Origin of the sequence: Burkholderia sp. Bp9140 (assembly GCF_003853425.1) — a bacterium.
Classification (GTDB): domain Bacteria; phylum Pseudomonadota; class Gammaproteobacteria; order Burkholderiales; family Burkholderiaceae; genus Burkholderia.
The window spans coordinates 35,358-45,826 of record NZ_QTPQ01000055.1 but is presented as its reverse complement, the minus strand read 5'-3'; the positions used below and the strand labels follow the sequence as shown (position 1 = coordinate 45,826).

Sequence of the window (10,469 nt, the reverse complement as noted above, 5' to 3'; positions counted from 1 at the left end):
GCGTCGTCCGTGCCGATCGCGCGCAGCGTCGACAGCACGAGCCGGCTCATGTCGACCGACGACGAGATCGCGATCGGCTTCGACGGCCGCAGCTCGCGCACCGGCGCGTGGCCGTCGTCGTTGCGCAGGTTCACGAAGTACCCCGACTGCGGGCGGCTTTCGAGCAGCCCGCGGCTTTCGAGCAGCAGGTATGCATGCAGCACGGTCGTGATGCTGATCCGGTGCTGCTGGCTCGCCTGCCGTACCGACGGCACACGATCGCCATGTCGATACACGCGTTGCCGGATGAGCCTCTCGATGTCGTTCGCGAATTTCTCGTAGAGCTTCATCCGCCTCGCCCCGCCAGCGGTGAACCAGGCTGCGACGCGTGCATGCGCGTGCCGCGCCGCTGCGCGAAGCCGGATAGCCGTGCGCGGCCGCGGGCATCCCGGTGCGAGCGTCGTCCGTTACCGAAATTGAAGGCGGATAGCAATGCGGAACCCATCGTGACAAGGATCGGCATCCTACTTCGTCAATTCGGTGAATGTAAGTGACAGTTTGGCGATCGAACGCCAAATCGCGCGGGTGTGGTGAACAGATGGAAAATCAGCGGCACGCCAGCATCCCGTGCCTTCCGTATCGCCGCGCGGATGCCGGGCACACACGGCCGACGGCACGCAGGTCGGCGCCCCGGCGCGGCACGTGCAATCGCACGGCAACGATTTGCCCCCTGCCCTACAGGCACCGACGCTCGGTATTCCCGACGGCCTTCGGGCCGCGACGGCGGCATGCATGTCGGCGGTTTCAAACAGCGCGGCGCGGCGCGATGCGTCATCGACACGGCGACGATCAGTTGCCGAGGCGTTGGACACCTCTCGTGTCGCTGATCCACGCGACCGCCGCCAGCCGACGATCGTCCGCGGAAGGTTCGGACCGCGAGCACGCGACGGCCGATATCCCGATGTTCGACATGCGTGCCCGTCGCTGCGTCACGCGCAGTGCGAGCCGCGCGTTATCGCCGCGCGTGCGCATCCTCCTCGACATCGTCGACTTCCGCCGGAAAGCGATGCTGGCCGAAGCTCAGGATCAACACGCCCACCGCGAGCAGCACGATCCCGAACGTGGTCATCAGCATCCGCTCGGGACTATCCGTCGCGCCGCGCAGAATAAGGTCGCGCGCGAGCGACGTCATCGCGATGAACAGCGGAAAGCGCACCGGCAGCCGGCCGAGCCGCAGGTACCGCACGTCCATCGCGAGCACCTCGAGATACAAGAACATCAGCAGCAGGTCGGTGAGCGACACCTCGCCCGCGAGCACGACCTTCCACGCTTCCTGCGCCATCGCGAACGCGGTCGCGAGACCGATCACGATCAGCCCGGCCAGCTCGGCCGCATGGAGGAAGTATCCGAAGCGGCGGCGGATGCGCTCGGCGGCCGTATCGGCGGAAGCAGTGGACGTGTTCAAGGCGATGACCGGTGCAATGACGTAGGTGCCGCGCTCGACGCTGCGTCGACGCGGCGGACGGTATCGGACAGCGGGAAGCCCGCGACGCGCGCATCGGAAACGGTTGCGCACGCACCGGCTGTGCTGGCGGACTGCGCGACCGCGGACAGCGTCCGCCGGCAGCACTGGGCGAATGCGACACCGGCATCGGTGCACGCCACGCCGTCGCTCGCGCGATCCAGCAACAGCCGGCAGCCGAGATACCGTTCGAGGGCGTCGAGGCGCTCGCTCACCTGCGCATCGCCGAGCTTCAGCTCGGACGCTGCGCCGGACAGCCCGCCATGCTCGACCACCGCGACAAAAATGCGCATCGCTTCCAGCAGGTTCATCATGACGGTCCTCTTCGGCGGGCAGGGCGAACCTAATCTACTGCACGCGTCACGCACGCTCAAGAGCACAGCGCCGCGGGCTTCAGGAGTACAGCTGCACGCACGCGACGCAAAATCGGACCCCGATCAACCCATTCGAATGACAGATCGTCGATACGTGTTCCAAAGACCCGCCGAAGCTGCTAGATTGCAGGCTCGACGACGTTACGCGGTGCGGACAGGTCACGCGCCGGGCGAACGCGCGGCCTTCCCGCCCGCCTTCCCTTGCGCGCCCGGGCGGCAGGCCGCCGCCGCCGCGGCCCGTTGCGCGATGCCCGCGCAACGTCCTTCATCCGCATGTCACAAAGAGAACAGCCGCATGACACAGTCCAACCGTTCGTCTTCGCGCGCCGCGGCATCCGCGGCCCGTCCGTCCCGACATGACTGACCGGCAGGCCGCGATGCAAACCCGTCCCCCGCTTTCCCAGGCCGTTCACAGCCCGATCACGCGCAGCGCGATCTTCCTCGTCGCAACCGTCAACCCCGGCGCCGACCGCGCCGACACGATCCGTTCGTGGTGCGGCGACATCGCCGCGCTCGTGCGCTCGGTCGGCAAGCGCGTGCCGGGCGGCAACCTGTCCTGCGTATGCGGCTTCGGCGCCGACGCATGGGATGCGCTGTTCGGCGACCCGCGCCCCGCGTCGCTGCATCCGTTCCGCGAATTCGGCGCCGGCCAGCGCGTCGCGGTCGCGACGCCGGGCGACATCCTGCTGCACATCCGCGCCGACGCGATGGACCTGTGCTTCGAACTTGCAACGCAACTGCTCGGCGCGCTCGGCGATGTGGTCACGGTCGTCGACGAGGTGCACGGCTTCCGCAACTTCGACCAGCGCGCGATGATCGGCTTCGTCGACGGCACGGAGAACCCGGAAGGCCGCGAGGCGGTCGACTTCACGGTGATCGGCGGCGAAGACGCGGAATTCGCGGGTGGCAGCTACGTGATCGTGCAGAAGTACCTGCACGACATGGCCGGCTGGAACGCGCTCGCGGTGGAGACGCAGGAGCGCATCATCGGGCGCACCAAGCTGTCCGACATCGAACTCGCGCCGGACGTGAAGCCGTCGTGCTCGCACAGCGCGCTGACCACGCTCGACGAAAACGGCCAGGAAGTGAAGATCCTGCGCGACAACATGCCGTTCGGGCGCCCCGGTTACGGCGAATTCGGCACCTATTTCATCGGCTACGCGCGTTCACCGGCCCCGATCGAGCAGATGCTCGAGAACATGTTCGTCGGCCGCCCGCCCGGCAACTACGACCGGCTGCTCGACTACAGCCGCGCGGTCACCGGCTCGCTGTTCTTCGTGCCGTCGGCCGACCTGCTCGAAGCACTCGCCGATCGCGCCGCACCGGCCGACGCCACCGCCGCCGCGCAGCCGGCACCCGCATCGCCCGAGTCGCGTCGTGACGGCTCGCTGAACATCGGATCGCTGAAAGGAGCCAAAGCCCATGAATAACCTGCATCGCGAACTCGCGCCGATTTCGTCGTCCGCCTGGGAGCAGATCGAGGAAGAAGTCGCACGCACCTTCAAGCGCTCGGTGGCCGGGCGCCGCGTGGTCGACGTCGAAGGCCCCGCCGGCCCCGAGCTGTCGGCCGTCGGCACCGGGCATCTGCGCGAGGTCGCCGCACCGCGCGAGCTGGTGGGCGCACGGCTGCGCGAAGTCCGCACGATCGTCGAGCTGACGGTGCCGTTCGAGCTGAGCCGCGATGCGATCGACAGCGTCGAGCGCGGCGCACGCGACGCCGACTGGCAGCCGGCCAAGGACGCCGCGCAGCGCCTCGCATTCGCCGAAGACGGCGCGATCTTCGACGGCTATCAGGCCGCGGACATCGTGGGCATTCGCGAAGGCACGTCGAACCGCAAGCTCACGCTGCCGGCCGACGTCAGCGCGTATCCGGACGCGATCAGCGACGCGCTCGAAGCGCTGCGGCTCGCCGGCGTCGACGGCCCGTACTCGGTCGTGCTCGGCTCGGACGCCTACACGGCGCTCAGCGAAGCGCGCGACCAGGGCTACCCGGTGCTCGGCCACATCAAGCGCATCGTCAGCGGCGAGATCATCTGGGCGCCGGCGATCAGCGGCGGCTGCGTGCTGTCCACCCGCGGCGGCGACTACGAGCTGCACCTCGGTGAAGACGTGTCGATCGGCTACACGAGCCATACCGACAAGGTCGTGCGCCTGTACCTGCGCGAAACGTTCACGTTCCTGATGCTGACGAGCGAGGCATCGGTGGCCGTGGCGCCGCAGGGCAGCGCGGCGACCTGACGTCCCGCGCGCGATGCCTGCCGGGCGTCGCGCGCACTGGCCGCATTGCCGGCCGCACGTTCGTCGCCTTCCGAACCCTCCTGCATGGAGCGTGAAATGAGCGATTCGAATGAAGCATTGCAGGCGCTGCAAGCGTCGGTCGACGGGCTGAAGCAGGCCATCGACGCGAACGCGAGCCGCCAGGTCGGCGACACCGCCGTACTGTTCACCGTCGTGTCGCTGATGCTGGCCGAACTGCCGCCCGACACCCGCAACCTGATCGAGGATTCGTTCTCCGTCTGGGCCAATGATCTGCAGGATGCGGCGCTATCCACCGACGTGAAGCAGATCGCACGGCAGCGGCTCGCGATGAAATGCTCCGACTGACGCCGGTGCGCCATGGTTGCGCCAGGTCCGGCCGGCACCGTGCAACCCTCCTTCTTCGTCATCGGCCCCGCGCGACGCACCGGATGCGGTGCGCACGGGCCCCGGCGTACCCCACCCGAGCACGCCGCCGCGCCGCGTAATCGCGCCGATGCGCTTGCGCGGCCGCGTTTCACTTCGCGCGCGCCCTCCCGTTTGCTCTCCACCGGCGCCCTGCGCGCCGATGTCGCACCGCGCTTCGCGCGCCGCGTCGTTTCCGCGTCCCGCACGCCGCGCCCGCATGCACGCTCGCCTGTACTCCTTGCAACGCGCGCACGTGCGCATGTGAGGGTGCAATTCCCGGCCTGGCCGATGCGGAACTGTGTCTTGGAGGCCCTGGGCCGATTCGCTATTTTGAACGCAGTCGAAGTGATGCCGCGGACGCCGCGAAGCGCCGGTGTTGCCGGTGTTGCCGGTGTTGCCGGCGGCGAGCGCGGGCGGCGGCCGCGCCGGCTTGCGCTGCGCGATGGCGCCGGCGCGGCGCGCGCGCGGCCGGTCGCGTCGTGCGGCGAGCACACCTCGGCGCCGTATCGCATCGGGACTTCCCTTTCGAACCACGTTCATTGACAGGAGCCAGACCACCATGCCCGCACTTTGCGATATCTGTCACGCCCGGCCGGCCGTCGCGCGCGCCACCGTGATGCAGGACGGCGAGCGCAAGACGATCTCGATCTGCGACTATCACTTCCGTCAGCTGATGCGGCATCAGAGCATGCTGAATCCGTTCGATTCGCTGCTGGGCGGCGGTGCGTCCTCGCTGTTCGGCGCGTCCGGCGACGCATCGCCGCTGGCCGCCGAGATTCCGCGCGAATCGGTCGACCCGACCGACGCGTTCAGCGAGCAGACGCTCGAACTGCTGCAGCACGCGGCCGAAAAGGCGCACGAACTGCGCCGCAGCGAACTCGACACCGAACATCTGCTGTACGCGCTCGCGGATACCGACGTGTGCGCGGCACTGCTCAAGGAACTGAAGCTGTCGCCGCAGGACCTGAAGGCCTACATCGACGAGCATGCCCAGACCGGCACCGCCTCCCCCGACGCGTCGCTCGACAAGCTGTCGATCTCGCCGCGCGTGAAGAAGGCCGTGCAGTACGCATTCCAGGCCTCGCGCGATCTCGGCCACTCGTACCTCGGTCCCGAGCACCTGCTGATCGGTCTCGCGGCGGTGCCGGACAGCATCGCCGGCACGCTGCTGAAGAAATACGGCGTAACGCCGGAAGCGCTGCGCCAGAAGGTCGTGAAGGTCGTCGGCAAGGGCGCGGAAGACGGCCGCGTCGACGCGCCGACCGGCACGCCGAATCTCGACAAGTTCGGCCGCGACCTCACCGCGATCGCGCGCCAGGGCAAGCTCGACCCGGTGCTCGGCCGCGCGCAGGAAATCGAGAGCACGATCGAGGTGCTCGCGCGCCGCAAGAAGAACAACCCGGTGCTGATCGGCGAGCCCGGCGTCGGCAAGACCGCGATCGTCGAGGGCCTCGCGCAGCGGATTGTGAACGGCGACGTGCCCGAGGTGCTGCGCGGCAAGCGGCTCGTCGAGGTCAACATCAACTCGATGGTGGCCGGCGCAAAGTATCGCGGCGAATTCGAGGAACGCGCGAAGCAACTGATCGACGAAGTGACGGCCAAGCATGACGAGCTGATCCTCTTCATCGACGAGCTGCATACGATCGTAGGCGCGGGCCAGGGCGGCGGCGAAGGCGGGCTCGACATCGCGAACGTGCTGAAGCCGGCGCTGGCGCGCGGCGAGCTGAGCCTGATCGGCGCGACCACGCTCAACGAATACCAGAAGCACATCGAAAAGGACGCGGCGCTGGAGCGGCGCTTCCAGCCGGTGTTCGTGCCGGAGCCGAGCGTCGAGCAGACGATCGTGATCCTGCGCGGGCTGCGCGACAGCCTCGAGGCGCACCACCAGGTCACGTTCGCCGACGACGCGTTCGTCGCGGCCGCCGAGTTCGCCGACCGCTACATCACCGCGCGCTTCCTGCCCGACAAGGCAATCGACCTGATCGACCAGGCCGCCGCGCGCGTGCGGATCGGCGCGACGTCGCGCCCCGTCGACATCCAGGAAGACGAAGCGCAGATCGCGCAACTGAAGCGCGAGCAGGACTACGCGACGTCGCGCAAGCGCTTCGACGAAGCGAAGCAGTTCGAGGAGCAGATCGGCGCGAAGCAGAAGTCGCTCGATGAAAAGATGGAGGCGTGGCAGCGCAAGACCGGTTCCGAGACGCTGGAAGTGACCGTCGAATCGGTTGCCGAGGTCGTGTCGCGGCTGACCGGCATTCCGGTGTCCGAGCTCACGCAGGAAGAGCGCCAGAAGCTGCTGAAGATGGAGGAGCAGCTGCGCGAGCGCGTGGTCGGTCAGCACGACGCGGTCGTCGCCGTCAGCGACGCGGTGCGGCTGTCGCGCGCCGGGCTCGGCCAGACGCACCGGCCGATCGCGACGTTCCTGTTCCTCGGGCCGACCGGCGTCGGCAAGACCGAGCTCGCGAAGGCGCTGGCCGAGACCGTGTTCGGCGACGAGCAGGCGATCATCCGCATCGACATGTCCGAGTACATGGAACGGCACGCGGTCGCGCGGCTGATCGGCGCGCCGCCCGGCTACGTCGGCTACGACGAAGGCGGCCAGCTCACCGAGCGCGTGCGGCGCCGCCCGTACAGCGTGATCCTGCTCGACGAGATCGAGAAGGCGCATCCGGACGTCTACAACGTGCTGCTGCAGGTGTTCGACGACGGCCGCCTGACCGACGGCAAGGGCCGCGTGGTCGACTTCAGCAACACGATCATCATCGCGACGAGCAACCTCGGCGCCGCGATCATCATGGACAACCTCACGCAGCCGGAGGCCGCGCGCAAGACCGACAAGGCGATCCGCGAGCAGCTGATGCAGGTGCTGAAGGGTCATTTCCGCCCCGAGTTCCTGAACCGGATCGACGAGGTGATCGTGTTCCATGCGCTGTCGAAGGAGAACATCCGCTCGATCGTGCAGATCCAGCTCGACCGTGTGGTGCGCACCGCCGCCGCGCAGGACATCACGCTCGTGATGGGCGAGTCGCTGGTCGAACACCTGACCGAAGCCGGCTACCAGCCGGAATTCGGCGCGCGCGAACTGAAGCGGCAGGTGCGCCAGATCATCGAGACGAAGCTCGCGAAGGAGATCCTGGCAGACAAGCTGACGTCCGGCGATCGCGTCGAAGTCGATTACGACAAGGCCAGCGACGAAGTGACGTTCAACAAGCTCGCGTCGCCTGAAGCCGGGGACGCGAAGAAGGACGCAGACGGCGAGGCGAAGCCGAACGGCAAGGCGGCGAAGGCGTCGACGGATGAAAAGGATGACGAAGCGAAGGCCGAAACGTCCCCGCCGATCGCGAAGGCATCCGGAAAGAAGTCGTCCGGCGCGAAGAAGCACGCGCCCTGAATCACCGATACCACGCGGGCCCGCATGCACGGGTCCGCATGACCGGCGCCGTCCGCCCGACGGCGCCGCCCCACGCCGCGACGCGGCGCAACTCGAGCCGCCCCGCAGCGGGCGCGGCCCATGGAGATTCACATGACAAATCGACGCGACGTGCCAGGCATCAGGAAGTACGATGGGCCCGCCGGCGGTTGGGGCGCGCTTCGCGCGACAGCCGATGCCGTGCGCACGCAGATGGAAACCATCGAGGCGCCGATCGTGCTGATGCGGACCAACCAGCCCGACGGTTTCGACTGCCCCGGCTGCGCATGGCCCGACAAGGAACACAAGTCGACGTTCCAGTTCTGCGAGAACGGCGCGAAGGCCGTCACGTGGGAAGCGACGACCAAGCGCGTGACGCCCGAGTTCTTCGCGGCGAACCCGGTGTCGTCGCTGTTGCGGATGTCCGACTACGAGCTGGAGAACATGGGCCGGCTCACGCATCCGCTCGTCTACGATCGCGCGACCGACACGTTCCGCGCGGTCGAATGGGACGACGCGTTCGCGCGCATCGGCGAGGTGCTGCGCGCGCTGCCGCCCGAGCAGGTCGAGTTCTACACGTCGGGCCGCGCGTCGAACGAAGCCGCGTACCTGTATCAACTCTTCGCGCGCGAGCTCGGCACCAACAACTTCCCCGACTGCTCGAACATGTGCCACGAGCCGACCAGCGTCGGCCTGCCGCAGTCGATCGGGATCGGCAAGGGCACGGTGTCGCTGGAGGATTTCGACCACTGCGAGCTGATCATCTCGATCGGCCACAACCCCGGCACCAACCATCCGCGGATGATGGGCACGCTGCACGAGTGCTCGCGCCGCAACGTGCCGATCATCGTGTTCAATCCGCTGCGCGAGCGCGCGCTCGAACGCTTCGCGGATCCGCAGGACATGATCGAGATGGCGTCGTTCGGCTCGACGCGCATCGCGTCGACGTACTACCAGGTCGACGCGGGCGGCGACGCGGCCGCGCTGAAGGGCATCATGAAGGCGCTGCTGCGGCTCGAGGCCGAGCGCGGCGACGTGCTCGACCGCGACTTCATCGCGCAGCACACGAGCGGCTTCGACGCATTCTCCGCCGACCTGGAGGCCACGTCGTGGGACGACATCGAGCGCGCGAGCGGCCTGAGCCAGGCGCAGCTCGAACAGGTCGCGCTCGCGTATGCGAAGTCGAACGCGACGATCGTCACGTACGGGATGGGCGTCACGCAGCACAACAAGGGCACCGCCACCGTGCGCCTGATCGCCGACCTGCTGCTGATGCGCGGCAACTTCGGCAAGCCCGGCGCGGGCGTGTGCCCGCTGCGCGGCCACTCGAACGTGCAGGGCAACCGCACGGTCGGCATCACCGAGAAGCCGTCGGCCGAGTTCCTGCAGAAGATCGAGGACGTGTGCGGCTTCAAGCCGCCCGCGCAGCACGGGCACGATGCCGTGCAGGCAATGCAGGCGATGGTCGACGGCCAGGCCAAGGCGCTGCTGTGCCTCGGCGGCAACTTCGCGGTCGCGCTGCCCGATCCCGAGCTGTCGTTCCCCGCGATGGCGAAGCTCGATCTCAGCGTCCATCTCGGCACGAAGCTGAACCGCTCGCATCTGCTGGTCGGCAAGGAAACCTACATCCTGCCCGTGCTCGGCCGCACCGAGCTCGACGTGCAGGCGAGCGGCCCACAATCGATCACCGTCGAGGATTCGATGTCGATGGTGCACGCGTCGGCCGGCAAGCTCAAGCCTGCTTCCGACCAGTTGCGTTCGGAACCCGCGATCGTGGCCGGCATTGCACATGCGACACTGCCGGCCAGCAAGGTCGCGTGGCTCGACCTGATCGCCGACTACGACCGCATCCGCGACCTGATCGACAAGACGGTGTCCGGCTTCGAGGCGTTCAACGCGCGCATCCGCACGCCGGGCGGCTTCCGCCTGCCGCTGCCGCCGACCGAGCGCGTGTGGCCCACGCCGACCGGCAAGGCGATGTTCTCGGTCTACAAGGGCGTGAAGGAAGACGCGGACGTACTCGGCGCCGCGCAGGTGCTGCGGCTGATCACGCTGCGCAGCCACGATCAGTACAACACGACGATCTACGGGCTCGACGATCGCTATCGCGGCGTGTTCGGGCGACGCGACGTGCTGTTCATGAACCCGGCCGATCTCGCGAAGTACGGGCTCGAGCACGGCGATCTCGTCGACATCGAGACGATCACCGCGTCGGGCCGCACGCTGCGCCTCGAGAAGATCACCGCGATCGAGTACGACATCGCGCCGGGGTCGGTCGGCGCGTACTACCCGGAGGCGAACGTGCTCGTGCCGCTCGACTACATCGACAAGGAAAGCGGCACGCCGTCGTACAAGTCGGTGCCGGTGCACGTCACACGCTCGGCGGTCGCCTGATCCGCGGGCAGGCAGGGTCGCGACGCACGGCCCGCCGCGCCATGCCGCGAACCTGAACCGGCTCTTTCCCCTCTCCCGGCCGCCGCATCGCATCCGATGCAGCGGCCGCTTTCGTTGATCGCGTCGA

9 protein-coding genes are annotated in these 10,469 nt (G+C 68.0%); 6 read left to right on the top strand and 3 right to left on the bottom strand.

What is annotated here, in order from left to right:
- The 3 genes from DIE21_RS33260 to DIE21_RS33250 all read right to left on the bottom strand — a co-directional run.
- Positions 1 to 329: GntR family transcriptional regulator (locus tag DIE21_RS33260; protein WP_148092769.1), on the bottom strand; the 329-nt coding region annotated here is incomplete at its 3' end.
- Positions 330 to 991: 662 nt separating this feature from the next.
- The gene (locus DIE21_RS33255; protein WP_124501654.1) at positions 992 to 1,444 is read right to left on the bottom strand and encodes a phosphate-starvation-inducible protein PsiE; all 453 of its coding nucleotides are present in this window, start codon (positions 1,442 to 1,444) and stop codon (positions 992 to 994) included.
- Positions 1,441 to 1,812: a LysR family transcriptional regulator gene (locus tag DIE21_RS33250; protein ID WP_124501656.1), complete on the bottom strand. Its 372-nt coding sequence runs from the start codon at positions 1,810 to 1,812 to the stop codon at positions 1,441 to 1,443. Before DIE21_RS33250 ends, DIE21_RS33255 begins: the two co-directional genes overlap by 4 nt.
- 419 nt (positions 1,813 to 2,231) lie before the next feature.
- Between DIE21_RS33250 and DIE21_RS33240 the strand changes: the two genes are divergently transcribed.
- The 6 genes from DIE21_RS33240 to DIE21_RS33215 all read left to right on the top strand — a co-directional run bounded on the left by DIE21_RS33240 (position 2,232) and on the right by DIE21_RS33215 (position 10,342).
- Positions 2,232 to 3,305: a Dyp-type peroxidase gene (locus DIE21_RS33240; RefSeq protein WP_124501653.1), complete on the top strand. Its 1,074-nt coding sequence runs from the start codon at positions 2,232 to 2,234 to the stop codon at positions 3,303 to 3,305.
- Positions 3,298 to 4,113 carry a family 1 encapsulin nanocompartment shell protein gene (locus DIE21_RS33235; protein ID WP_124501652.1) on the top strand — a complete coding sequence of 272 codons (816 nt, stop codon included), beginning with the start codon at positions 3,298 to 3,300 and terminating at the stop codon, positions 4,111 to 4,113. The genes DIE21_RS33240 and DIE21_RS33235 overlap by 8 nt, the downstream gene beginning before the upstream one ends.
- A gap of 96 nt (positions 4,114 to 4,209) precedes the next feature.
- A complete protein-coding gene (locus DIE21_RS33230; protein WP_124501651.1) occupies positions 4,210 to 4,479 on the top strand; it encodes a hypothetical protein in 270 nt (89 codons plus the stop codon).
- 363 nt (positions 4,480 to 4,842) lie between these two features.
- Positions 4,843 to 5,082, top strand: coding sequence for a hypothetical protein (locus tag DIE21_RS33225; RefSeq protein WP_124501650.1), 240 nt, complete (start codon positions 4,843 to 4,845; stop codon positions 5,080 to 5,082).
- A gap of 16 nt (positions 5,083 to 5,098) precedes the next feature.
- Positions 5,099 to 7,930 carry an ATP-dependent Clp protease ATP-binding subunit gene (locus DIE21_RS33220; protein WP_124501649.1) on the top strand — a complete coding sequence of 944 codons (2,832 nt, stop codon included), beginning with the start codon at positions 5,099 to 5,101 and terminating at the stop codon, positions 7,928 to 7,930.
- Positions 7,931 to 8,062: 132 nt separating this feature from the next.
- Entirely contained in the window at positions 8,063 to 10,342 is a 2,280-nt protein-coding gene (locus DIE21_RS33215) for an FdhF/YdeP family oxidoreductase (protein WP_124501648.1), read from the top strand.
- The last annotated feature ends 127 nt before the right edge of the window (positions 10,343 to 10,469 follow it).

Coding starts and splice junctions, on each gene's coding strand:
- DIE21_RS33215 (WP_124501648.1), top strand. CDS start 8,063: ATGACAAATCGACGCGACGTGCCAGGCATCAGGAAGTACGATGGGCCC.
- DIE21_RS33230 (WP_124501651.1), top strand. CDS start 4,210: ATGAGCGATTCGAATGAAGCATTGCAGGCGCTGCAAGCGTCGGTCGAC.
- DIE21_RS33250 (WP_124501656.1), bottom strand. CDS start 1,812: ATGAACCTGCTGGAAGCGATGCGCATTTTTGTCGCGGTGGTCGAGCAT.
- DIE21_RS33235 (WP_124501652.1), top strand. CDS start 3,298: ATGAATAACCTGCATCGCGAACTCGCGCCGATTTCGTCGTCCGCCTGG.
- DIE21_RS33220 (WP_124501649.1), top strand. CDS start 5,099: ATGCCCGCACTTTGCGATATCTGTCACGCCCGGCCGGCCGTCGCGCGC.
- DIE21_RS33240 (WP_124501653.1), top strand. CDS start 2,232: ATGACTGACCGGCAGGCCGCGATGCAAACCCGTCCCCCGCTTTCCCAG.